The organism is Pseudomonas sp. CFBP 8758, from assembly GCF_014841725.1.
In the GTDB taxonomy this organism is placed as follows: Bacteria; Pseudomonadota; Gammaproteobacteria; order Pseudomonadales; family Pseudomonadaceae; genus Aquipseudomonas; species Aquipseudomonas baltica.
Genome location: NZ_JACYUK010000001.1, coordinates 746,975 through 768,347 on the forward strand (window position 1 = coordinate 746,975; position 21,373 = coordinate 768,347).

Consider the following 21,373-nt stretch of genomic DNA (forward strand, 5'->3'; position numbering starts at 1 on the left):
ATCAGCCTGAGGAAACCACAATGTTCTTGCACAACAAGCGTTTGCAATACACCGTGCGTGTCGCGGCACCCAATCCAGGTTTGGCCAACCTGTTGCTGGAGCAATTCGGCGGTGCCCAGGGTGAACTGGCCGCGGCGGCACGTTACTTTACCTAGGCCCTGGCCGAGGATGATCCGGGCCGCAAGGATCTGCTGATGTCCATCGCCACCGAGGAACTCAGCCATCTGGAGATCGTCGGTTCGATCATCGTCATGCTCAACAAGGGCGCAAAAGGCCAGTTGGCAGAAGGTGTTCAGGAAGAAGGCGAGTTGTACCGTGCAATCAATGGTGCGGGCAATGATTCCCATATCACCAGCCCGCTGTATGGCGCCGGTGCTCCCCTGACGAACTCCGCAGGCGTTCCTTGGACCGCTGCTTATATAGATACCATCGGCGAACCGACTGCCGATATGCGCTCCAATATTGCCGCTGAATCACGGGCAAAGATTGTTTACGAGCGCTTGATGAATGTCACCGACGATCCAGGCGTGAAAGAAGCATTGGGATTCTTGATGACTCGGGAAATCGCCCACCAGTTGTCATTCGAAAACGCATTGCATGCCATTCAACCCAACTTTCCCCAAGGCAAGTTGCCAGGCATGCCGGAGTTCACCAACAAGTACTTCAATATGTCCGGCGAACCCAATGTACGCGGCCCGTGGAACCAGGGTGAAGAGTGGGAGTTCGTGGCCGAGCCGGAACCGGCCGTGGACGGCGGTGACGGCAGTGCGTCGGTGGTATTGAGCGCCAAGGATGCCAAGGTGCTGGAAGCGTTGAAGTTGCGTACCGAGTCCGATCCGGACGCCAACCCGGTTACCGGCGCGGACCTGGGTTCTGGCAAGGCGCAAAACGATTTGGCCTGATTGCCGCTCGGCTATCGCGCCGCAAGAAAAAACCTCCCTGCAGTACGCCTGCCGGGAGGTTTTTTCATCACAGGTTTCAGTTCTGCACGGCTGTCACCGAGCCACCGTCGACGCGCACATTGCTGCCATTGACGAATGACGCTCGCTCCGACACCAGCAGCGCGATCACCGCAGCGACTTCCTCGGCCTTGCCCCGACGTTTTTGCACGATGCCAGGGCGTTCCTCTTCGAGAAAACTCTCGATCGCCTCCTCGAATGAGGTGCCCATCTGCTGCGCGCGCTGCTCCATCATGCCATCGGTCATGGGCGTCTCGATGAAGGCAGGCGCGACGGTGTTGCACAGCACGCCGAATCCCGCTTCCTTGTAGGACAGGTTCTTGACGAACGCCGCCAGCGCAGCCTTGGCCACGTTGTACACCGCTTCCTCCCAGTACGGTTGCACCGCATTCTCCGAGGTAATGCAGACAAAACGTCCCCACTCTCGCTCACGCATTTTCGGAATGGTGGCCCGCGCCACGCGGACGGCGGAAAAGAAGTCAGTGCTCCAGGCTTCCTGGTAATCGGCGTCGGACAAAGCCAGTGGGTCGCCCTTGGCCCCGGTGACGCCAGCGGTGTGGACGACAATGTCGATCTGGCCAAAGCGTGCTTCGGCTTGAGCCACGAGATGGTCGACCTGCTGCTGGTCGGTCACATCGGCTACCACGCTCAGCACTGTCTCGGGCAACAGGGCGGCTACTTGCTCGAGCTTGTCTGCATCGTTGTCGCTCAACACGACAAAAACGCCTTCCTCGCCCAGCAGCCTCGCAGTTGCCAGGCCCAGGCCGCCGCTGCCGCCAGTGATGAGCGCCACACGCCCCTTGATTCCCAGGTCCATACCGGCCTCTCGTTCGCGCAATGAATGTGCAGTTGAGACAGGCACGTCACAGCCGGGATTCAATCATTCTTCATGGATGAGAGCCGGCAGCTGCCGCAGGTCAGAGCGTTTCGATGCGCCATGTTGCGCTGTGCAGCTTGATCCTGCGCGGCTTCAGGCTGGCTGGAGGCGTGTCGGCCAGCGTCTCGAGCAGCGCCTGGGGCTGTTCCATGGGCAGTTCCGCCAACGCCTCAGGCGGCAGCTCCCACCATTGGCTGGCGAGCAGCCGCTCGATGGTTTCGGGGTCGAAGCGGTAGCGAATAACCCGTGCCGGCGTGCCGGCGACGATGGCGTAAGGCGGTACGTCCTTGTTCACAAGCGACTGAGCCCCAACCACGGCACCCGTGCCGATGCTGATGCCGTCCATGAGCATGGCGTCGCGCCCGATCCACACGTCATGGCCCAAGGTGGTCGGGGTACTGACGTAGTAGCCGGCCACTTCGGGAGTACGGGCCGCCCGCAGGGAAAAGAGTTTGCTATGGGTAGACAGCCAGCCCAGCGGGTGGGACTGGCGGCTGTGACCGATGACCGTGCCGGCCGCAATCGAGCAGTAGCGCCCGATCTCGGACACCTCGTGCAACTCGGCACCGCTCATGATGGCGGTGTGTGCACCAATGCTCAGGCGCTGCCCGAACAGCTTGACGTCATGCAGCTTGACGCCTTCTTCCAGGGTCAGCTCGATACCATTGCGCAGGCCCCGGCTGCCGCAGTCAAGGCGACACTTGAGTGCCGCCAGGGCCTTCTTCAGCTTGCGGTCGAGCAGGGCGCGTTTGAGAACGTTCATTGCGTGGGTCCGAATCAGTGAGGCAGACCGCCAGCATATCTCATACGTCGCCTCAGGGAATCAGACGCTCGCTGCGCAGCTTCTCGAACACATCGAAGAACGCCTGGTCACTCGCCTGGAACTCCTTGAAGCCCAAGCGGCGGCTCTTGGAAACGTCGGTCACCACTTCGATGGGCCGGCCCAGGTCGGCGTCGGTGTGCCAAGGTGAAACCAGGCGGTCGATATCGGCTTCCAGCAGGCCATGCTCCTGAGCCAGCTGCTGCCACACCGCCGCATCGTCGGCCATCTGCTCGGCCAGGGGCGTGACCTGCTGCGGAAAGGGCGAAGCCTGCACACCGAACCAGTCGGCGATCTGCTGCCACATCCAGCTCCAGCGAAACACGTCGCCGTTGGTCACGTTGAACGCCTGATTGGCCGCGGCAGGCGTCGTGCTGGCCCACAGCAGTTGTTTGGCCAGTAGGCGAGCATCGGTCATGTCCGTCAGGCTGTCCCACTGCACGCGCGAACCGGGGAACACGAACGGCCGCCCGGTGGCCTTGCAGATCGACGCGTACACCGCCAGGGTGGTTGCCATGTTCATGGCGTTGCCCACCGCGACACCGGTGATGGTGTGGGGGCGATGCACGCTCCAGGTGAAGCCATCGCGCTCGGCGGCGGCGAACACTTCGTCTTCCTGGGCGTAATAGAAGTTCTCGACGTCCAGGCGGCCTTGTTCTTCACGGAAGGGCGTCTGTGGCAGGCTGCCCTTGCCGTAGTTTTCAAACGGGCCCAAGTAGTGCTTGAGGCCGGTCACCAAGGCTACATGCTTGACGCTGCCCGCCGCGCGCAGCGCATCGAGCACGTTGCGCACCATGGCGGCGTTGACACGGATATTCTCCGCTTCGGTATCCTGGCGAGCCCAAGTGGTCAAGAACACGTGGCTGGGCTTCAGCTCGGCCAGTGCCGTGGCCAGGGAGGCTGGGTCCATCAGGTCGGCCTGCACAGGGGTAACCCCTTCGGCCACGTTGGGCTTGCGCGCCAGTCCGGCAACCTGCCAACCCTGATCCAGCAGCAGTCGCGAAGTCGCGCTGCCGACGATACCGCTTGCGCCTACTACCAATGCAGAATGAGTCATGTCGTCTCCAGGTGTGAGTGGATGCTGTGGATGTGGACCGCAACATCCCGCCGGGGACTGCATCGGATGGCCTGTGGTGCGACGTCGCAGTGGTGCTGCAACGAGCGCTAGCGGTCGTCGAGCGCGAAGCGGGTCAGGCAGAAGGTGCCCACGCCGGCGTCCTGCAGACGCTGCGAGCCTTGCAACTCGGGCAGGTCGATGATCGCGGCGGCCTCGAACACCTCGGCCCCCATGCGCCGAACCAGATTGGCCGCGGCGATCAGGGTGCCGCCGGTGGCGATCAAGTCGTCGAACAGCACCAGCGAGTCGCCTTCGCACAGGCTGTCGGCATGCACTTCCAGAAACGCTTCGCCGTATTCGGTCTGGTAACCCTCGCTGAGCACATGGGCGGGCAGCTTGCCTTGCTTGCGGAACAGAATCAGCGGCTTGTTCAGCTGGTGGGCAACGATGGAACCGATCAGAAAACCGCGCGCATCCATGGCGCCGATATGGCTGAACGGGGCGTCGATGTAGCGGTGCACGAAACTGTCGATCACCAGGCGCAGAGCCTTGGGCGACTGGAACAGCGGGGTGATGTCACGAAACACCACGCCGGGCTTGGGGAAATCCGGCACAGGGCGGATCAGGGATTTGAAGCTGTGTTCGTCGAAAACCATCGGTCGTAGCTCTGGCAGGGCAGGGGTCGTGCAGTATAACCCTCAGTGGTGGCCAGTACTGCCCCACCTGCCGTGCTCATTCGAGCACCGTGCCACCGGCCACGGCGCACAGGCGTTGCGCATCGAGGATGCGTACTTCCTTGCCGTGCGCTTCGAGCAGCCCACCGTGCTGGAACCGAGTGAACACCCGCGACACCGTTTCCATCGCCATGCCCAGGAAGTTGCCGATCTCGTTGCGCGACATGCTCAGACGAAACTGCACCGCCGAGTAGCCGCGTGCAGTGTGCCGGGCCGACAGATTGGCCAGGAAGGTCGCGAGACGCTCCTCGGCGGTCTTTTTCGACAGCAGCAGCATCATTTGTTGATCGTCGCGGATCTCGCGACTCATCACCCGCATCAGCTGGCGACGCAGCTGCGGCAGTTGCACCGACAGCTCGTCGAGGCGTTCGAAAGGAATCTCGCACACCGACGTGGTTTCCTGTGCCTGCGCGGTCACTGGATACACCAGGCGGTCCACCCCGGACAACCCCAGCAGTTCGCTGGGTAAATGAAATCCGGTGATCTGCTCTTCACCCCTGTCGCTCAGGCTGAACGTCTTCAAGGCACCGGAACGCACGGCATATACGGCTGCGAAGGCTTCCCCCTGGCGAAACAGGAACTCACCCTTCTTCAGCGGGCGGCCGCGCTTGATGATGTCGTCCAGCGCATCCATGTCGGCCAGTTCCAGTGACAGCGGCAGGCACAGCGGCGCCAGGCTGCAGTCCTTGCAGTGGGCCTGATGAGGGGCGCGGTTTTTCGCCGGCTCGGACATTGCTTCGATCCTTGTTGAAACGTATTGATAAGTGCAAGTTCATCCCTGCAAGGGTAACCCAGCCGCGCGCCTGCAAGCCAACAACCGCCTGCACGCTCGGCGCACCCAGGGAACTACAGGTGGCCAACGGGCTCAGCTACAACAGGAAACCCATCACGTCATTGCCCGAGGTAGACATCCATGAAAGCGCTCTTGCATGCCCTGAAGTACACCGGCCTGGTTGGAATGCTCTTCGCTGCCTCGTGCGGTGTGGGGGCTGCGCCGGGCGTCAGTGCCTCGAGCCCGGCGCCGGGTTCCGCTGCCAGCCCCGCAAGCACCACGGCCCCGGCACCTGGCACCGCCTCGACACCCGGCACTGCGCAGCCCCAGGCCAACACCACGCGCAAACCCTCCAGCGGCATGAATCGCGCGCCGGCCACTCGAAGTTCGAGTACGATCCCAAGGCCTGCGCCCTCGGCATCGCCTGAAGGCGGCGATATGCTCCAGCAGCAGCGCCAGCAAAGCGGTGAGCAGATGATCCAGGAACGCAAGGGGCGCGCAGCGGACAGCAACTGATCCCGAAACCGGAGAGACAAGTATGTCGAAGAAGATAGCGTTGGTGACAGGTGCCGGCAGCGGCATTGGCCAGGCAACGGCCCTCGGTTTGGCAGCCGACGGCTTCTGCGTGGTGCTGGCAGGCAGACGTCTGGAGACCGTGCAGGCCGTGGCTCGGAAGATCGCCGAGCAGGGCGGTGAAGCCCTGGCCGTGGCGGCCGATGTGCGTGACAGTGCCAGCGTGGACGCGTTGTTCTCCAGGGTCGAAGAGACTTACGGGCGCCTTGACGTCATCTTCAACAATGCCGGTATCGGCGCGCCCGCAGTGCCCATCGACGAGCTGGACGTGGCCAAATGGGCCGACGTACTGCAGACCAACGTCACCGGGGTTTTTCTGTGTTGTCGCGCGGCGTTCGGGTTGATGCGCCGACAGCAGCCGCAAGGTGGCCGGATCATCAACAACGGGTCGATCTCGGCGCACACGCCACGCAGTTTCAGCATGCCCTATACCGCCAGCAAGCACGCCGTGCTGGGCATTACCAAAAGCCTTGCGCTCGATGGTCGCGAGTTCAACATCGCCTGCAGCCAGATCGACATTGGCAACGCCCTCACCGATTTGTCGGCGCGCATGACCAAGGGTGTTCGCCAGGCCAATGGCGACATCGCCGTCGAACCCATGGTCGATATGGTTCACGTTGTCGACGCGGTTCGCTATATCGCCAAGCTGCCTCTATCGGCCAACGTACTCAACATGACCGTCATGGCTACCAACATGCCGTTCGTTGGCCGCGGCTGAAGTGCGCTCTACCAGCCCGTCGCCTGGCTGGCGGGCACGTGCCACTGTCGATCCAGGCAAGGTACGGTTTATCATTCGTGCACTTTCACCTGTGTACGTCCTGCCGGAGCCTTGCTACCGATGTCACTGATCCATCACTCCACCTGCGCGCCGTCCGAAGACGTCAAGAGCCAATTGCTGCAGATGGTGGTCGACTACCTTACCGACATCAGCAGCCTGGGCATCACCCCGAGCAACCCTTTGTACCAGCTGTACCAGTACGGCGTCGGCTATGAAGTGCATCTGTACCTGGAAGCGATGGCCGGAGGGCGTGAGGTAATACCGGAGCTGGTGCTGGCGTTCGACCCTGCGCAACCGGAAACGCTCGACGGCTTCGCCTTGTTCCTGCGAGCCGCCCATGACCCCGCAGTGTGCACGGTGGCCTACATGGCAGTGCGCATGGCGCGGCGCAGGCAGGGAGTGGCGCGGCCGTTAGTCGAGGCCATCCGGGTGCGTCATGCCCACGTCGAACTGGCGTGCGTACTGGGCAAGGTGCCCTGGTTCGAGAATCTGGGCTTTCAGGTGATCGGCGCGCAGGGCCCGCAGGTCAAGCTGAGCAGCGATGGCGGGGCAACCGACCAACCCATTGCCGTGCTGGATGTCGCACCTGTCTACGCTTCGCTGGAGGTCCGCCAGATTCATGCCTATCTGCTCAATCAGCATGGGCGTAAAGCCATGCTCGAGGCCGAACGAAAACGTGACCGCCAGCTCGACCAAATGACGCGCCAGGCAGCGACATTCGCCAGGGATGCCCTGCAAGGCAAGCCATGTTGAGGTGCTTTACCCATCAATGCATGTGCAGTGAGGTCGTCACCTTGCTCAACAGCCGTTCGTTGGTCCACGGCTTTGGCAGAAACTGAACATTCGGCCCCAGATCCAGGTCGCGACCCGAGTAACCGGAGGTCAACAGAATCGGCAGGGTAGGCCAGCGCTCGGCGGCCATCTTGCTCAAGTCGTAGCCGTCCATATGCCCCGGCATACGGATATCGCTGACGACCATGTTGACTTCTCCCGGATGCGTCTCGAGAAAGTCGTAGCCTTGGTCGGCGGTTGCGAATGCCGTCACCTCGAAACCTGCATCTTCGAGCACCGTCGTCAGCAGGAGGCGGATAAGGTCCTCATCTTCAAGGACTAGAATAGAGGCGGTAGTCATGGGGGCGTCCCTTCAATGATGCGTAAGCGTCTGAACAGTCGACTGACGCAACGCGCAAGGGTTCTGTGCCTTAAAAAAAAGACTGACGAAAGGGCATAAACTGTTGCGCACAAGTTACGGATATGCAAAGAAAACGGCGCGTTTCCGCGGCCGCGACCAAAGTCATCATCGGTAGCAATTTGCCGTCGGACGAGCCACTGCCTGGCTGGCCGGTGACTAAGCGCAGGTGCTAACCTGCGGCCCGGCGCTGCGCCGTGGCCGTTTTGCTAGCGCCCTGGGCGGCAGTGCTGCGGGTGCAGCGGTATTCTTTCGAATGAGTCCGATCATGAACAAAGCAACAGGCATCATCGCCGGCATCGTCGTCATGGCTGCGGCCGCCACCCTGGGTGGCGCCTGGTATACTGGCACCCAGTTGGAGCCGGTCCTCGGCAATGCCATCGAGCAGGCCAATCGCGAATTGGCTGCCTCCTTCAGCGTCGACGGCCAGCCGGGCATGCAGATCGAATTGCTGTCCCTGGAGCGGTATTTCTTCACCAGCACCGCGCACTACCGACTCAGACTTCACGGCATGCAGGCCGAGGGTGGGCCCGAAAACCGCGAGTTGTTGCTGATCGATCATATCGAGCACGGGCCGCTGCCCTGGTCACACCTGAAAACGTTCAGGTTGATGCCGGTGATGGCCGCGAGCAACTTCGCCCTCGAGCGCAACGCCGACACCCAAGCCTGGTTTGCCATGAGTCAGGAGCAGCCGCCGTTGCGCGGTCAGGCCAGCATCGGTTACGACGGTGCCAGTGACACGCGCCTGCAACTGTTGCCGCTCGACGCCCGCGAGGGCAACGACACCGTGAAATTTTCCGGCTTGAACGCCCGCCTGGTGTTGAGCGCCGACGCCAGCCATTACAGCCTGACCGGCCGCAGCGAAGAACTGCTGGCCGACATCGAAGGCCAGGCAGGTCGCCTGCAGGCGCAATTCAAAGGCTTGAGCTTCGATACCGGCGGCACCCTGGGTACCTCTGGCCTGTACCTGGGGCACTCGGAACTCAAACTGGCCCAGGCCAGTCTGCAGGGCGCCGAGATCGCACCCGTCCAGGTGGAAAACCTTGCCGCTTCCGGCCTGATGCAGGAAGTGGAGGGCAAGCTTGACGTCCAGGCCAGCTACAGTATCGGCGCCGTGAACTATGCCAGCCGACCAGTCGGCGCGCTGCAGATGAGCATCAAGCTGGCCAACCTCGATATCGTTGCCAGTCGGGAATTCGGTGATTTCTATCGAACGGTCATCGCGCCGCAGTGGCAGACACCTTTGCCAGATGGAACATTGCCACCCTTGCGCTTGAGCATTGCCCAGCGGCAACAATTGGAAACGCTCATCGGCAGGCTGCTGGATGCCAAGCCCCAGTTGCAATTGGAACGCTTGAGCCTGGCCACCGACCACGGCGAAAGTCATTTGAGTATGACGGCTCGCCTGGCCAATCCCGCGCCGGCCAAACCTGGCTCGCCAGCCTATTGGCCCGCACTCATCGCCAATGTGCAGGCGGATCTGCAACTGTCCAAGCCGATGCTGGCAGACGTCGGCAGCCTGCAGGCCAGGCTCCAGGGGCAGACGGACCCGGCCCGTGTGGAACAGGCCGGACGGGATCTGAGCGCTACCGTCGCCGGGCTGGGGCAGATGCTCGGGCTGGTCAAGGACGAAGGCGAGCATTTACGTGCCAGCCTGCGTTACAGCGATGCCGTGGTGGATTTCAACGGCCAGAAGATGCCCCTGTCGCAGTTCGCGCAGATGCTCGGACAGTTCAGCAGCATCGGTCAGCGCTGACGGCAGGCGGCCGCCGTACGCGTCAGTCGCGTTGCGGCGGCAGCATCCGCTCGAGCATGCCGTCCCGGCGCACCGCCACGTGCCATACCGTGGCGGCGACATGCATGATGATCAATCCGTACAGCGCGAATTGCCCCCACACATGTACGGTGTTGGCGAATTTACCCAGCGCCTCGTTCTGGACGAACCCAGGCAGCGACACCAGCCCGAAAAACGGCACGTCCTGGCCATTGCCGGCCATCAGGTAGCCGGTCACTGGCATGGTCAGTAACACGGCGTACAGCAAGCCATGATTCAGATGGGCCAATACCCGCGTACCGGCACCGATCTCCGCTCGATAGGCTGGCGCCCGGTGGCGCCAGCGCCAGGTCAGCCGGATCAGCACCAGAAGGGCGACACTGATGCCCATGGATTCATGTGCCAGGTACCAGAGCACCCGTACCGGACCGGGCGGAAAATTCTCCGCTACCCACACGCACGGCAGCACCAGGCACAGCGCAGCGACCGTCAGCCAATGCAGGGCCTGGGCAAAGCCGTTATAGCGTTCGATAGCCATGCACTTACTCCTCAATACGTGACAGTCACCTGCAGTGCCCGGTTGGACCGATCGACCCGGGCGGTGTCACTGTTTGTCAAAGCCCAACCGTCAGTCAATCCGACACATCGTGTTATGGAAATAACTACCGACAGTCGGAAATGACTAGTGGCATCAGGCTATTATTGGATCCACGCTAAATACTGTCACATATTTGCCGATAGCCCGTGCAACATCACAGCGGACCTACCGGCCATGCAAAAAACCCTGAAATTCAGCCACAAGATTCTCCTGGCCGCTTCGCTCATCGTGACCGCAGCCTTCGCGTTGTTCACGTTCTATAACGATTACCTGCAGCGCAATGCCATTCGTGCCGACCTTGAAAGCTATCTGCACGAAATGGGCAGTGGCACTGCCACGAACATCCAGCACTGGCTCTCGGGACGCATCCTGCTGGCCGAAACCCTGGCCGAGAGCGTTGCCCTCAACCCCAGTCCCGAGGCCATAGGCGCGTTGCTCAAGCAGAAGACCTTGCTGGCCAACTTCGAGTTTGCCTATCTGGGCAATGTCTCGGGAGGTTATTTCCTCGAGCCGCCCGATACCATGCCCGAAGGCTACGATGCGCGCACCCGTCCCTGGTACACCGACGCCATGAACGCGCGCCGGACCATCCTCACCGAACCTTACGTCGATGCCGCGAACGGCAAGACCATCCTCACTATCGCCACCCCATCGCTGAGCGCCAATGGTCAGCCGGTCGGTGTAGTGGGCGGGGATCTGAGCCTCGAGACGCTGGTCAAGACCATCAACTCGCTGGACTTCGACGGCAGTGGCTACGCCTTTCTGGTCAGCGCCGACGGCAAGATCCTGGTCCACCCCGACAACCAGTTGGTGATGAAGTCACTCAAGGACGTGTACCCTCAGCACACACCGCGCATCGGCAGCGACGTCACCGAGGTCGAACGCGATGGCCGTCCGTCCATCGTGACCTTCGCCAAGGTCGAGGGGCTGCCTTCGGTCGACTGGTACATCGGTTTGAGCATGGACAAGGCCAAGGCCTACTCGATGCTCAGCCAGTTTCGCAGCTCGGCGGTGATCGCTACGGTCATTGCCGTGGTCCTTACCATCGCCTTGCTTGGCATGCTCATTCGCCTGCTGATGCAGCCTTTGCACGCAATGGGCCGGGCCATGCACGACATCGCCGAAGGCGAGGGCGACCTGACCCGTCGGCTCACCCTGCACAGCGCCGATGAGTTCGGCGCCCTGGCGCTTTCGTTCAACCGTTTCGTCGAACGCATCCATGACTCGATCCGCGAGGTAGCCTCGGCCACTGGCCAGGTCAACGAAGTGGCGTTGCGCGTGGTCAGTGCCTCGAACTCCTCGATGCTCAACTCCGATCAGCAGGTCAACCGCACCAGCAGCGTGGCCGCCGCCATCAACGAACTGGGCGCCGCCGCGCAGGAAATTGCCCAGAACGCCGCCCTGGCTTCGCAGCACTCCAGTGCCGCGCGCAACCTGGCCGCCGATGGCCAGGCGGTGGTCGGCCAGACCATCAGCGCCATGAACGTGCTGTCGCAGAAGATCAGCGGCTCGTGCAGCAACATCGAAAGCCTGAACGCCAGCACCGTCAACATCGGTCAGATCCTGGAAGTGATCACCAGCATTTCACAGCAGACCAACCTGCTTGCGCTCAATGCGGCGATCGAAGCGGCGCGCGCCGGCGAAGCCGGGCGGGGCTTTGCCGTGGTCGCCGACGAAGTCCGTAACCTCGCGCACCGCACCCAGGAATCGGCCCAGCAGGTCCAGGGCATGATCGAGCAGTTGCAGGTGGGCGCACGCCAGGCGGTCATCCTGATGAACGAAAGCCAAGGCCAGAGCGAGTCCAGCGTCACCATCGCCAATCAGGCCGGTGAGCGTCTGGTCAGCGTGACCCAGCGCATCGGCGAAATCGATGGCATGAACCAGTCGGTGGCCACCGCTACCGAGGAGCAGACTGCCGTGGTGGAATCGATCAACGTCGATATCACCGAGATCAACACGCTCAATCAGGAAGGTGTGGAAAACCTGCAGTCCACCCTGCGTGCATGCGCCGACCTCGAACAGCAGGCGCTGCGCCTCAAGCAATTGGTTGGCAGTTTCCGTATCTGACGCCTGAGCATGCGCCGGTAGGGCGGCCTTGAGAGATAAGGCCGTCGTCCTGGCAAGCGCTGTCTACAGATCCACCGCCACGCTCAAGGTCAGGTTGCGCGGCTCGCCGGGCATCGCCCAGTAGTTGCTGTAGGATCGCTCGAAGTACTTCTCGTCGAACAGGTTGTTCAGGTTGACCCCCAGGGTGACCTTGTCGCTGGCCTTGTAATGCGCGAGCAAATCGACCGTGTGATAGGCGGGCAACTCGAAACGACCCCCCGACTCGCCGGACCGATCCCCTACATAGGTGAACGCGGCGCCGATATCGGAACCGCGCAACGGCCCGTCCTGAAACTCATGGACGCCCAGCAGGCTGGCGCTGTTGCGTGCCACGCCAAGCAGGCGGCTGCCCTTGGGCACGCTGGCGTCGCCCTCGGTGACCTCGGCATCGATCCAGGCGTAGGCGCCGATCACGCGTAGTGAGTCGGTCAGCTGGCCACTGAACTGCAAGTCGACGCCCTGGCTGCGTGCCTTGCCGATGGCGCGATTGAGGTTGCTCGCCGGGTCCAGCGCCAGCACGTTCTCTTTGTCGATGTGAAACGCCGCCAGGGTCGCGCTCAGGCGCTCGTCGAACAACTCGGCCTTGAGCCCCGCCTCGTAGCCCATGCCTTCTTCAGGGTCGAACGACTTGCCGCCGGCATCCAGCCCGCTGTTGGGCTTGAACGACGTCGAGGCATTGGCGAACAGCCCCCATTGCGGCGTGAGTTGGTAGAGCAGCCCGGCGCGCTGGGTGAAAGCATCCTGGCGCTGCAGGTTGCGATTGCCGGTGGTGTAGTCGGCGATGCGCTGTTCGAAATGTTCATAGCGCATGCCCAGCATGCCGCGCAGTTTGTCGCTGAACACCAGTTGATCCTGCAGGTTCAGCGCGTGGCTGCGCACATGCTCGCGAAAATCCGAGCCCGACCGCGCGCCTGTGGGTTTGGGCTGGCCGTACACCGGGTCGAAGATGTCGATTCGGTAGGCACCTGCGGTGGCGGTCACCCGTTCGTTCTTGCGGTAATCCTCATATTCGCTGCCAATCAACAGTTCATGCTGCACGCTGGCCGTGTCGAGGAAACCGCGCAGCTCGACCTGGCTGATGCTGTCGTGCCAATCCATGTCGCGCTCTCGAAAGCGCCGATTGACCGTATGGCCGTCAGCGTTGAGCGCGCGTGCCTCACTGGCATCGCCGCTCAGCTCGCCCTGTTTGTAGTGGCTGGCCACGCGCAGTTGCCAGTCGTCGCTGAGCCGGTGTTCCAGCGCGGCCTGGATGCGGTTGTTGTCGTTGTCGATGAAACCGTCGTTCGGCTCGCCGAGAAAGGTCCGGCGCGAGCCTCCACCCCAGCCATTGCCTGGCGCTACCACCCCGCGGTCGAACACCGATTGGTGGCGCACCAGCTCGGCCTCCACCAGCAAGGAGGTGTCCGGATCCAGCTGCCAGCTCAGCGAAGGCGCCACGTACACCCGCTTGCTCTGCACATGGTCACGGAAGCTATGGTTGTCTTCCACCGCCAGGTTGACCCGGCTCAGCACCTGGCCCTCGGCATCGAGCGGGGTGTTCAGGTCCAGGCTGGTGCGATAGCGGTCCCAGGAGCCGGCGCTGCCGTACAGGCGCGCGAAGGATTCGGCCTGTGGTTTCTTGCTGACGATGTTGACCGTGCCGCCGGGATCGCCACGTCCGTACAGGCTGGCAGCCGGGCCCTTGAGCACCTCGATGCGTTCGATGCTGGAAACGTCCGGGGTCGCAGGGTAGCCGCGGTTGGCGCTGAAGCCGTCGCGGTAGAATTCCGAGGTGCTGAAGCCGCGCACGCTGTATTCGTAAAGCGTCAGGCCGCCGAAGTTGTTCTGCTGGGACACACCCCCGGCGTATTGCAGGGCACGTTCCACATTGCTGCTGCCCAGGTCCTGAAGCACCTGGACCGGGATCACGCTGACCGCTTGGGGAACGTCCTTGATCGCGGTATCGGTCTTGGTCGCGCTGCCCGAACGGGTCGCGCGGTAGCCGGTGACCGGACCGGTCGCGGTTTCCATATCGCCACCCGCCGTAACGCTGATGGCTTCCAGTTCGAGGGTTTCGGGCGAGGTTTCAGCGTAGGAGGGCATCCCCAGTACGCTGAAGGCGAGGCCGGCCATGGGGGCAAAACGAGGTGAGCGCATGTGCAACGATCCATTATGTTATAGTTATAATATAACGTAATGATTCGCGACGTGCATCTCCCATCTGCGCGTTTGCGCTGCTCAGGCCACCCGGCGCAGCGAAATGAACATGGCGTCGTCAGCCAGGATGGCGGCGATCATCGCGCCGGTTTCGGCCAGGCGCCGTGCCAGGTCTTCATCCGGGACGTGCAGGTCCCAGCGCGTCAACAAGTTATTCGTCAGCATCGGCATGGTGTCGACCTCGCGCAGCGCCGCGAGGAAAGCGGCAGGCGGCGGCAGGTAAGTGGTGAAGCCATCGCCCTTGAGCGCAGCAGTGTGGATGCCCAGCTGCGCGCACACCTGCGCCTTGGCAGCGATGTCGTCACGGTCGGCCTGGCGCGACTGCTCGATCAACGCCGCCAGCGGCGCGTCGACCAAATGCCCACCGGCAATCAACGCAGAGCCAGTGGCCCAGGCTTCGGTCGGGCAATCCTTCATGTCCGGACGCAGTGGAATGTGCGGGTTGATCTCCATCGGATAGATCCGGCACACCAGCGGCCGCTCGGCATAGATGCCGCAGCGATTGTCGGCATTCAGGTTGCGGCAAGGTCCGACGTTGTAGGCGGCGAAGGTGATCGAGACGTAGGCGGGCGCGCTGCCGCACAGCACGGGCAGCGAACGCCGTCTGGCATGTTCCTGTTGCGCGTGGCTGAGGTTCAGGCTGTGCAGCCCGGGGCCGTTTTCCAGGAAGGCTTCGAGCAACACGATCAACTGGCCGCCGTCTTCCGCCCAATGGCGCGCCTCGGACAGCGTCAGCGGTACGTGATGGTCACTGCAGCATTTGCCACAACCGGTGCAAGAAAAACGTGTGTCCATGCCAACCCCGTCTGTTCGGAAAGAGTGACGAAAACATGGCGTTTCGACACTGATGAACTGGACCGGAGCAGATTCCGTGCCAGCTCCCTTCAGCCGCCCAGCAGGTCGTGGGCGTCGAGCAGCCGGTAGGCCACCTGGGGGTTCTTTTCCAGGCCGCGACGGATAGCGGCCGGGATCGCTTGCCGCGTCTTGCGGCACAGTCCCGGCAGCGCGTCGAGGTGGATAGCGATGCCACGCATGCTGCGCACCGTGCTCGAGCCAGGCGTGACTTCGACACGCAGGCCGAGCTGGTCGAAGATACGCTGCTGCAAGCGCCGCAGGTCATCCAGGCTGTCCACGTTCTCCAGCCGTTCGAGCAGGCGCTTTTCTTCATCGCGGGTCAGGCGCAGGATGCGCAGGTCGGCATCGGGAACCGCGTGCAGGCGTTCGCGCTCGCAGATGCAAGCGCCGGGTGGGCAGGGTTGGCGAGTGGCAGGGGCCATGGTCATGAGCGCAAGCATAGCCAGACTGCGGGGTATTTGCACTGGGGCTGTCGACATGCCGGGGCCTCGTCCATACTGGCGCAAATCCATCCGTTCCCAAGGCCTTACATGTCCAGAAGCCGGCTCGCCGTGCGCCATGGCGCACTGAGCATCCTCCTTGTATTGCTCGCCGCCTGTTCCAGTCAACGCAGCAACCAACCCCCGGCACCTTCGCCCGAACAGGTGCGTGCCAAGCTCGTGCAGCTGCTGCCCGCCAAGGTCACCGACCGCGAGGGCTGGGCTGCCGATATCGAAACGGCCCTGAACGTGCAGGGCATCCCGGGCAGCGATGAAAACCTGTGCGCGGTGCTGGCCGTGGCCGAGCAGGAGTCCACCTTCCAGGTCGACCCCAGCGTGCCGGGGCTGGGCAAGATCGCCCGCCAGGAAATCGACCGCCGCGCCGGTCGGGTGCATGTACCGGGCTTTCTCGTCGACGCTGCGCTGGGCATTCGCTCGGTCGACGGCAAGTCCTATGCGCAACGGCTGGAGGCTGCGCGCTCGGAGAAACAGCTCAGCGAAATCTTCGACGACTTCACCGGCATGGTGCCCTTGGGCAGGCAGCTGTTCGGCACGTTCAACCCAGTCCGCACCGGCGGACCGATGCAGGTCAGCATCGACTTCGCCGAGAAGCACCGCGCGCGCTACCCCTACACCGTAGACGGTTCGATTCGCCGCGAAGTGTTCACCCGGCGCGGCGGCATGTATTTCGGCATTGCCCATCTGCTTGGCTATCCGGCCAGCTACGAACGTCCGTTGTACCGCTTCGCCGATTTCAACGCCGGCTGGTACGCAAGCCGCAACGCGGCGTTCCAGAATGCCGTGAACCAGTTGTCCGGCGGCCGTCTGGCGCTCGACGGCGACCTGATCCGCTACGACTCCAGCGCCGCCAGCAACACCGAGCTGGCGGTACGCAATCTTGGCAACCGCTTGAACATGAACGACCGCGACATTCGCCGTGCCCTCGAGGAAGGTGAAACCCTGGATTTCGAAAAGACCACGCTCTTCGAGCGTACCTTCGCCCTGGCCGACAAGGCTGCCGGCAAGCCTGTTCCGCGGGCGATTCTTCCGGGTATCAAACTGCAGAGCCCGAAGATCACCCGCAACCTGACCACGGCCTGGTTTGCCCAACGGGTGGACGAGCGCTACGCCCGCTGCATGCTGCGCGCCCGCTGAGGGCCCCGGGTTTGCTTAGTCGGCGCGCAGCAGCAGCGGCTCGGCCAGGCTGTAGCCAAAGCCGCGCAGGGTCTGCAGGGCTTCGGGGCAATCGAGCTGGGCCAGCTTGCGACGAAGGTTGCACACGTGTCGCTCGATCAGCGCCGTCTTCGGCGCCTGGCCTGCGCCCCACAATTGCTGCTCGATGAACTGCCGGCTGACCGCGCCAGGGTTGCTTGCCAGCATCGCCAGCAAGCGATGCTCGCTGACGGTCAGGCTCTGCTGGCGCTTGCCGCGTCCGACCATCAGCCGCGATGGCGACAACCACAGGCGTGAAGGCGGCAGGGCAGGGGCGCGCGGCCGCGCACGGGACAGTGCCTGCAGACGCGCCAGCACCTCGGCTGTGGCGACCGGCTGCGCCAGGCACGCATCGGCCCCGGCGCGCAGGGCGGCGATACGGGCCTGACGGTCGTCGCCGGCCAGCAGCACCATCAGTGCAGCGCTGCCCCGGTGTGCCAGGCAGTGCTCCAGCGCGCCCTGGCCAGAGCGTTCCAGTGCCAGCACGATGAACCCATATTGGCCTGGCACAAGCGCCTGCGCTGCTGTGGCCGTATCGACCGTGTGCAGCGTTGTGGCGTGTTCCGCCAATGCGCCTTGCAGGGCGTTGTCGGGCGTGTCGCTGATATAGAGCAGGTTCATGTTCACACCAATGCCTTGCTTTGTCGGCACCACAGGGTCATCCGCGTGCCACCTTGTTCGCTGCTGCCCACTTCGAGGGTAAACCCATGCAGCTTGACCACCGCAGCAACGATCGACAGCCCCAGGCCGAAGCCGCTGTGCTGGCCGTCGGCTTCGCAACGATAAAAGCGTTGAAAGATCGCTTCGCGCTCCTCTGGTGCGATACCCGGTCCGCTGTCGCTGATTTCCAAACGTGTGGCGCCGTTTTCCGCCGTGGCGCCAAGCACCACCAGACCGTGCGCCGGAGTGAACTTGATGGCATTGCTGAGCAGGTTGCCCACGGCTTCGAACAGCAGCGCGCGATCGCCATGCAGCATCGGCAGCGTGTCGGGCACGTCCAGACGCAGATTGATGCCCTCGTCCTCGGCTAAAGGCAGATAGAAGTCGTGCAGTTCGTGCAGCAGCGGTTGCGGGTCGAAGGAAATGAAGCCGGAACGTCGGCGGTGGTCTTCGATTTCCGAGATGCGCAACAGCCCACGAAAACGCGCCATCAGCGTGTCGGCTTCAGCGATCACGTCGTCCAGCTGCAACGCCTGGCGTGAATCGGCAGGCGCCTCCTGCTGGATGCGATACAACTGGGCGCGCAGGCGGGTCAGGGGAGTACGCAAGTCATGCGCAATGTTGTCGCAGACGCCCTTGACCTCGATCATCAGTTGCTCGATGCGTTCGAGCATCGCATTGACGATCGCCGCCAGCATGTCCAATTCGTCCCGGCGGTCCGAGAGCGGCAGGCGAGTGGTCAGATCACCGGCAACGATCGCATCGGCACGGGCCTCGATGGCGCGGATGCGCCGCAATGGCCTGCGTCGCAGCAGGTGCCAGCCGGCGATCCCGGGAATGATCGTCAGCGAAATCCCCCACAGCAGTGCGCGCAGAATGATGTGGGTCACCGCGAACAACGAACCGTTGTCGCGTACCAGCACTAGCCAGCGACCATCGAGTGTACGCATGGCCACCGCGTCGCAGCTGTTCTGCGGCATCTGCGGGTTGGCGCTGTCCAGGCAGCTGTCCAGGTCGTGGATGCGACCGTCCAGCGGCAGGCCCCGCGGCACTTGCAGCAGCTGGCCGGACAACGGCCGCAGTTGCAGGTCGAACAGGCCATAGGCATCGAAGGTGCGATCATCGAATGCTTCGCTGGCAGCCAGCGCCTCGTTCAGCGCTTCACCGTGGAACCGCGAGAACAGATGTTGACGCTGCATCAGGGAGTGCCGCGCCAGGTCGGCGAGGTAGGTCGAGACCTCGTAGTACAACACCCCCATGAGGATGCTGCTCCAGGCCACGAACAGAAAGCTGTAGAGCGCCAGCAGCCGACTGCTGGAAGAACGCCAGCCTTTAGACAGGTTCGGCAATGACATAGCCGGAGCCTCGCACGGTCTTGATCAACGGTGCGGTGCCCGGTGGGTCGATCTTCTTGCGCAAGCGGCCAATGTGTACGTCGATCAGGTTGGTGCCCGGATCGAAGTGATAACCCCAGACTTCTTCGAAGATCATCATGCGCGTCAGGATCTGCCCGGCATTGCGCATCAGAAATTCCAGCAGCTTGTATTCGGTGGGCAGCAGGTTCAGCGCCTGTTCGCCACGGCGTGCTTCGCGTGTCATCAAATCCAGGGTCAGGTCGGCGACGCGCAGCGTGTTGTCGGCGGCGGCCACGGGGTTGTTGCGGCGCAGCAGCACCTCGACCCGAGCCGCCATCTCGTCCGAGGCGAACGGCTTGGTCAGGTAGTCATCGCCACCGGCACGCAGTCCGCGTACGCGCTCGTCGACATCCGACAACGCGCTGATCATCAGAATGGGCGTGCTCACGCCGATGGTGCGCAGGGTCGTCACGATGGCCAGGCCGTCCAGCTCGGGCAGCATGCGATCCAGGGTGATCACGTCGTAGTTGCCGCTCACCGCCTTGACCAGCCCTTCGCGGCCGTTGTCCACCCAGTCGACCTGCAGACCATGGCTGCTCAGTTCCGCCACGATCTCCCTGGCGGTCACGGCATCGTCTTCGATGGTCAGTACGCGCGTCATGTTGGTCTCTACCCGATGATGTCTGCTGAGGATGGCGGCATTGTGACAACAATCCGCGCACGGCTCGTTGAAGTTTTTTTCATCTTGCGCCACCTCCTCCTTTCTGGGTAACCCCAAGGCAGTTCCGAGGCCGCAGGCCGACGGATAGCACGTTCGCTATGCAGGTTGCTAAAGCCTGGTTGTTTCCGGCCGATGCAACGGTCACAGCCTATAGGGACGCACTCGTCATGAACGCCTTGAACAACATCGCCAGCACCTTGAGCATTCGCCCGTCTGCCCCGAGCAACACTGCCGCGCCGGCGCCCACGGCGGTCGCCGACAGCGAGGCGACGCAGACCGCTGCCGCGCCTGCCGATACCGAGAAAGGCGCGCCGGCCGGTGGCGCTGGCGGCGCGGGCGCAGCCCAGGGCAGCAGTGGTACATCGGACACGATCAAGGCGCTGCAAAAGCAGATTGCCGAGTTGCAGAAGCAGCTTCAGGAACAGCAGCAGGAGATGGCCCGCATCCAGGCCAGCCAGCAAAGCGAAGAAAGCAAGGCAGCCTCCGTGGCCGCCATCCAGGCGCAGGTGGTCGCCACCTCTGCGGCGTTGCAGACCGCCACCGCTGGGCTGCTTCAGGCCATGCAGCAATCCGGCAGCAGCACCGCCGGTTCCATGGTCAGTACCACGGCTTGACGTCCACCCCAGGCTACTTATAAACCCTTGGTCCATGAGCTAGGCTAGGGGCAGACATCACCGAGGAGCTCCCCAATGCTGGCGCCTGCCAAGCCTGTGCATGAAGAAGAGCGCGTACACGCCCTGCATGCGCTGAACATTCTCGACACTCGGCCCGAGGAGCGTTTCGACCGTCTTACCCGCCTGGCCAGGCGGCTGTTCGACGTGCCCATTGCCCTGGTCAGCCTGGTGGACAGCGACCGCCAGTGGTTCAAGTCGTGCCAGGGCATGGCCGCCACTGAAACGCCGCGAGATGTCTCGTTCTGCGCCCATGCCATCCTCAGCGACCAGATCCTCATGATCCCCGATGCCGGCAGCGACGAGCGTTTCCACGACAACCCGTTGGTGACCGGTGAACCCAGGATCCGCTTCTATGCCGGCTGCCCGCTGAAAGTGGGCAATGGCAGCAACGTCGGAACGTTATGTCTGCTCGATACCCGGCCGAGGGTCCTCGACGCCGAGGAACGCGGCCTGCTGCTGGACCTGGCGAGCATGGCCGAGCGCGAGATCGCCGCCTTGCAGTTGGCCAGCATCGACGACCTCACCCAGCTGTCCAACCGGCGCGGGTTCGAAGCCCTGGCCGAGCATGCCTTGAGCATGTGCAGGCGCATGGGCACGCCAGCGTCGCTGCTGTTCTTCGACCTCGATCGCTTCAAGGTCATCAACGACACCTTTGGCCACGCCGAAGGCGACCGCGCCCTGGTCACGTTCGCCCAGGTATTGCGCAGAGTGCTCAGGGAAATGGACATCGTCGGAAGAATGGGCGGGGACGAATTCGTCGCGCTGCTGCTGGGCTCCAATGCCGCCGCAGGCGATGCGGTCATCGAGCGCCTGGGCCGAGCCCTGGCAGACGCCAACGCCGAGCTGCAAGGGCGCTACTCGATCACCTACAGCGTGGGTCGCATCGAGTACGACCCCGGGCGTCACGACAGCGTAAAGCGTCTGCTGGCCGATGCCGACGGCGCCATGTATGCCCGCAAGCAGGCCGCTCGGCGTTCGTGATCG

Annotated in this window: 21 protein-coding genes and 1 pseudogene; 9 read left to right on the top strand and 13 right to left on the bottom strand. The window is 63.0% G+C overall.

Going from position 1 to position 21,373, the window contains the following annotated elements:
* Positions 1 to 20 precede the first annotated feature (20 nt).
* A pseudogene (locus IFT75_RS03615) lies at positions 21 to 902 on the top strand (manganese catalase family protein).
* Positions 903 to 978: 76 nt separating this feature from the next.
* On the opposite strand, the gene IFT75_RS03620 reads toward IFT75_RS03615, so the two are convergent.
* The 5 genes from IFT75_RS03620 to fnr all read right to left on the bottom strand — a co-directional run bounded on the left by IFT75_RS03620 (position 979) and on the right by fnr (position 5,180).
* On the bottom strand, positions 979 to 1,776 hold the full coding sequence (locus IFT75_RS03620; protein ID WP_122475843.1) for an SDR family NAD(P)-dependent oxidoreductase: 798 nt from the start codon (positions 1,774 to 1,776) through the stop codon (positions 979 to 981).
* Positions 1,777 to 1,876: 100 nt separating this feature from the next.
* Entirely contained in the window at positions 1,877 to 2,599 is a 723-nt protein-coding gene (locus IFT75_RS03625; RefSeq protein ID WP_122475841.1) for a CatB-related O-acetyltransferase, read from the bottom strand.
* 52 nt (positions 2,600 to 2,651) lie between these two features.
* Positions 2,652 to 3,713 carry an SDR family oxidoreductase gene (locus IFT75_RS03630; RefSeq protein WP_185794531.1) on the bottom strand — a complete coding sequence of 354 codons (1,062 nt, stop codon included), beginning with the start codon at positions 3,711 to 3,713 and terminating at the stop codon, positions 2,652 to 2,654.
* Between the two features lie 107 nt (positions 3,714 to 3,820).
* Entirely contained in the window at positions 3,821 to 4,369 is a 549-nt protein-coding gene (locus IFT75_RS03635) for an adenine phosphoribosyltransferase (RefSeq protein WP_192053370.1), read from the bottom strand.
* A gap of 76 nt (positions 4,370 to 4,445) precedes the next feature.
* On the bottom strand, positions 4,446 to 5,180 hold the full coding sequence (gene fnr, locus IFT75_RS03640) for a fumarate/nitrate reduction transcriptional regulator Fnr (RefSeq protein ID WP_192053372.1): 735 nt from the start codon (positions 5,178 to 5,180) through the stop codon (positions 4,446 to 4,448).
* Between the two features lie 180 nt (positions 5,181 to 5,360).
* Between fnr and IFT75_RS03645 the strand changes: the two genes are divergently transcribed.
* The 3 genes from IFT75_RS03645 (at position 5,361) to IFT75_RS03655 (ending at position 7,323) form a co-directional block, all read left to right on the top strand.
* Entirely contained in the window at positions 5,361 to 5,735 is a 375-nt protein-coding gene (locus IFT75_RS03645; protein ID WP_192053374.1) for a hypothetical protein, read from the top strand.
* A gap of 22 nt (positions 5,736 to 5,757) precedes the next feature.
* On the top strand, positions 5,758 to 6,510 hold the full coding sequence (locus IFT75_RS03650; RefSeq protein WP_192053376.1) for an SDR family oxidoreductase: 753 nt from the start codon (positions 5,758 to 5,760) through the stop codon (positions 6,508 to 6,510).
* Positions 6,511 to 6,630: 120 nt separating this feature from the next.
* Positions 6,631 to 7,323: a GNAT family N-acetyltransferase gene (locus IFT75_RS03655; RefSeq protein ID WP_192053377.1), complete on the top strand. Its 693-nt coding sequence runs from the start codon at positions 6,631 to 6,633 to the stop codon at positions 7,321 to 7,323.
* 13 nt (positions 7,324 to 7,336) lie between these two features.
* On the opposite strand, the gene IFT75_RS03660 is transcribed toward IFT75_RS03655, so the two are convergent.
* Positions 7,337 to 7,702, bottom strand: a complete 366-nt coding sequence (locus IFT75_RS03660; RefSeq protein ID WP_122475828.1) for a response regulator — start codon at positions 7,700 to 7,702, stop codon at positions 7,337 to 7,339.
* A 325-nt stretch (positions 7,703 to 8,027) separates the two neighbouring features.
* Between IFT75_RS03660 and IFT75_RS03665 the strand changes: the two genes are divergently transcribed.
* The gene (locus tag IFT75_RS03665) at positions 8,028 to 9,515 is read left to right on the top strand and encodes a YdgA family protein (protein ID WP_185794536.1); all 1,488 of its coding nucleotides are present in this window, start codon (positions 8,028 to 8,030) and stop codon (positions 9,513 to 9,515) included.
* 22 nt (positions 9,516 to 9,537) lie between these two features.
* Here IFT75_RS03665 and IFT75_RS03670 read toward each other — a convergent pair whose 3' ends face one another.
* Positions 9,538 to 10,071: a cytochrome b gene (locus tag IFT75_RS03670; protein ID WP_122475824.1), complete on the bottom strand. Its 534-nt coding sequence runs from the start codon at positions 10,069 to 10,071 to the stop codon at positions 9,538 to 9,540.
* A 234-nt stretch (positions 10,072 to 10,305) separates the two neighbouring features.
* Between IFT75_RS03670 and IFT75_RS03675 the strand changes: the two genes are divergently transcribed.
* A complete protein-coding gene (locus IFT75_RS03675) occupies positions 10,306 to 12,198 on the top strand; it encodes a methyl-accepting chemotaxis protein (RefSeq protein ID WP_192053379.1) in 1,893 nt (630 codons plus the stop codon).
* Between the two features lie 63 nt (positions 12,199 to 12,261).
* Here the strand turns inward: IFT75_RS03675 and IFT75_RS03680 are convergent, their stop codons facing one another.
* The 3 genes from IFT75_RS03680 to IFT75_RS03690 all read right to left on the bottom strand — a co-directional run bounded on the left by IFT75_RS03680 (position 12,262) and on the right by IFT75_RS03690 (position 15,716).
* Positions 12,262 to 14,373, bottom strand: a complete 2,112-nt coding sequence (locus tag IFT75_RS03680) for a TonB-dependent siderophore receptor (protein WP_192053381.1) — start codon at positions 14,371 to 14,373, stop codon at positions 12,262 to 12,264.
* A gap of 81 nt (positions 14,374 to 14,454) precedes the next feature.
* Positions 14,455 to 15,228: a YkgJ family cysteine cluster protein gene (locus IFT75_RS03685; protein WP_185794540.1), complete on the bottom strand. Its 774-nt coding sequence runs from the start codon at positions 15,226 to 15,228 to the stop codon at positions 14,455 to 14,457.
* 89 nt (positions 15,229 to 15,317) lie between these two features.
* Complete coding sequence (locus IFT75_RS03690) at positions 15,318 to 15,716, bottom strand: hypothetical protein (RefSeq protein ID WP_185794541.1); 399 nt, start codon at positions 15,714 to 15,716, stop codon at positions 15,318 to 15,320.
* A 102-nt stretch (positions 15,717 to 15,818) separates the two neighbouring features.
* On the opposite strand from IFT75_RS03690, the gene IFT75_RS03695 reads away from it, so the two are divergent.
* The gene (locus IFT75_RS03695) at positions 15,819 to 16,922 is read left to right on the top strand and encodes a DUF1615 domain-containing protein (RefSeq protein ID WP_122475816.1); all 1,104 of its coding nucleotides are present in this window, start codon (positions 15,819 to 15,821) and stop codon (positions 16,920 to 16,922) included.
* A 15-nt stretch (positions 16,923 to 16,937) separates the two neighbouring features.
* On the opposite strand, the gene IFT75_RS03700 is transcribed toward IFT75_RS03695, so the two are convergent.
* From IFT75_RS03700 to IFT75_RS03710, 3 genes are read right to left on the bottom strand one after another with little or no spacing between them, the layout of a single operon-like run.
* Positions 16,938 to 17,600: a response regulator transcription factor gene (locus tag IFT75_RS03700; protein ID WP_185794542.1), complete on the bottom strand. Its 663-nt coding sequence runs from the start codon at positions 17,598 to 17,600 to the stop codon at positions 16,938 to 16,940.
* A gap of 2 nt (positions 17,601 to 17,602) precedes the next feature.
* A complete protein-coding gene (locus IFT75_RS03705) occupies positions 17,603 to 18,994 on the bottom strand; it encodes a sensor histidine kinase (protein ID WP_192053383.1) in 1,392 nt (463 codons plus the stop codon).
* The gene (locus IFT75_RS03710; RefSeq protein ID WP_122475810.1) at positions 18,972 to 19,655 is read right to left on the bottom strand and encodes a response regulator transcription factor; all 684 of its coding nucleotides are present in this window, start codon (positions 19,653 to 19,655) and stop codon (positions 18,972 to 18,974) included. The genes IFT75_RS03705 and IFT75_RS03710 overlap by 23 nt, the downstream gene beginning before the upstream one ends.
* A 227-nt stretch (positions 19,656 to 19,882) precedes the next feature.
* On the opposite strand from IFT75_RS03710, the gene IFT75_RS03715 reads away from it, so the two are divergent.
* Both IFT75_RS03715 and IFT75_RS03720 read left to right on the top strand, forming a co-directional pair.
* A complete protein-coding gene (locus IFT75_RS03715; RefSeq protein ID WP_192053385.1) occupies positions 19,883 to 20,329 on the top strand; it encodes a hypothetical protein in 447 nt (148 codons plus the stop codon).
* A gap of 75 nt (positions 20,330 to 20,404) precedes the next feature.
* On the top strand, positions 20,405 to 21,370 hold the full coding sequence (locus IFT75_RS03720; RefSeq protein WP_185794544.1) for a sensor domain-containing diguanylate cyclase: 966 nt from the start codon (positions 20,405 to 20,407) through the stop codon (positions 21,368 to 21,370).
* Positions 21,371 to 21,373: the final 3 nt, after the last annotated feature.

Excerpts from the sequence above, each read along its gene's own strand:
- IFT75_RS03650 (WP_192053376.1), top strand. The coding sequence starts at position 5,758 with ATGTCGAAGAAGATAGCGTTGGTGACAGGTGCCGGCAGCGGCATTGGC.
- IFT75_RS03625 (WP_122475841.1), bottom strand. The coding sequence starts at position 2,599 with ATGAACGTTCTCAAACGCGCCCTGCTCGACCGCAAGCTGAAGAAGGCC.
- IFT75_RS03710 (WP_122475810.1), bottom strand. The coding sequence starts at position 19,655 with ATGACGCGCGTACTGACCATCGAAGACGATGCCGTGACCGCCAGGGAG.
- IFT75_RS03620 (WP_122475843.1), bottom strand. The coding sequence starts at position 1,776 with ATGGACCTGGGAATCAAGGGGCGTGTGGCGCTCATCACTGGCGGCAGC.
- IFT75_RS03700 (WP_185794542.1), bottom strand. The coding sequence starts at position 17,600 with ATGAACCTGCTCTATATCAGCGACACGCCCGACAACGCCCTGCAAGGC.
- fnr (WP_192053372.1), bottom strand. The coding sequence starts at position 5,180 with ATGTCCGAGCCGGCGAAAAACCGCGCCCCTCATCAGGCCCACTGCAAG.
- IFT75_RS03665 (WP_185794536.1), top strand. The coding sequence starts at position 8,028 with ATGAACAAAGCAACAGGCATCATCGCCGGCATCGTCGTCATGGCTGCG.
- IFT75_RS03720 (WP_185794544.1), top strand. The coding sequence starts at position 20,405 with ATGCTGGCGCCTGCCAAGCCTGTGCATGAAGAAGAGCGCGTACACGCC.
- IFT75_RS03670 (WP_122475824.1), bottom strand. The coding sequence starts at position 10,071 with ATGGCTATCGAACGCTATAACGGCTTTGCCCAGGCCCTGCATTGGCTG.
- IFT75_RS03695 (WP_122475816.1), top strand. The coding sequence starts at position 15,819 with ATGTCCAGAAGCCGGCTCGCCGTGCGCCATGGCGCACTGAGCATCCTC.
- IFT75_RS03705 (WP_192053383.1), bottom strand. The coding sequence starts at position 18,994 with ATGTCATTGCCGAACCTGTCTAAAGGCTGGCGTTCTTCCAGCAGTCGG.
- IFT75_RS03660 (WP_122475828.1), bottom strand. The coding sequence starts at position 7,702 with ATGACTACCGCCTCTATTCTAGTCCTTGAAGATGAGGACCTTATCCGC.
- IFT75_RS03655 (WP_192053377.1), top strand. The coding sequence starts at position 6,631 with ATGTCACTGATCCATCACTCCACCTGCGCGCCGTCCGAAGACGTCAAG.
- IFT75_RS03630 (WP_185794531.1), bottom strand. The coding sequence starts at position 3,713 with ATGACTCATTCTGCATTGGTAGTAGGCGCAAGCGGTATCGTCGGCAGC.
- IFT75_RS03685 (WP_185794540.1), bottom strand. The coding sequence starts at position 15,228 with ATGGACACACGTTTTTCTTGCACCGGTTGTGGCAAATGCTGCAGTGAC.
- IFT75_RS03715 (WP_192053385.1), top strand. The coding sequence starts at position 19,883 with ATGAACGCCTTGAACAACATCGCCAGCACCTTGAGCATTCGCCCGTCT.
- IFT75_RS03690 (WP_185794541.1), bottom strand. The coding sequence starts at position 15,716 with ATGACCATGGCCCCTGCCACTCGCCAACCCTGCCCACCCGGCGCTTGC.
- IFT75_RS03680 (WP_192053381.1), bottom strand. The coding sequence starts at position 14,373 with ATGCGCTCACCTCGTTTTGCCCCCATGGCCGGCCTCGCCTTCAGCGTA.
- IFT75_RS03645 (WP_192053374.1), top strand. The coding sequence starts at position 5,361 with ATGAAAGCGCTCTTGCATGCCCTGAAGTACACCGGCCTGGTTGGAATG.
- IFT75_RS03635 (WP_192053370.1), bottom strand. The coding sequence starts at position 4,369 with ATGGTTTTCGACGAACACAGCTTCAAATCCCTGATCCGCCCTGTGCCG.
- IFT75_RS03675 (WP_192053379.1), top strand. The coding sequence starts at position 10,306 with ATGCAAAAAACCCTGAAATTCAGCCACAAGATTCTCCTGGCCGCTTCG.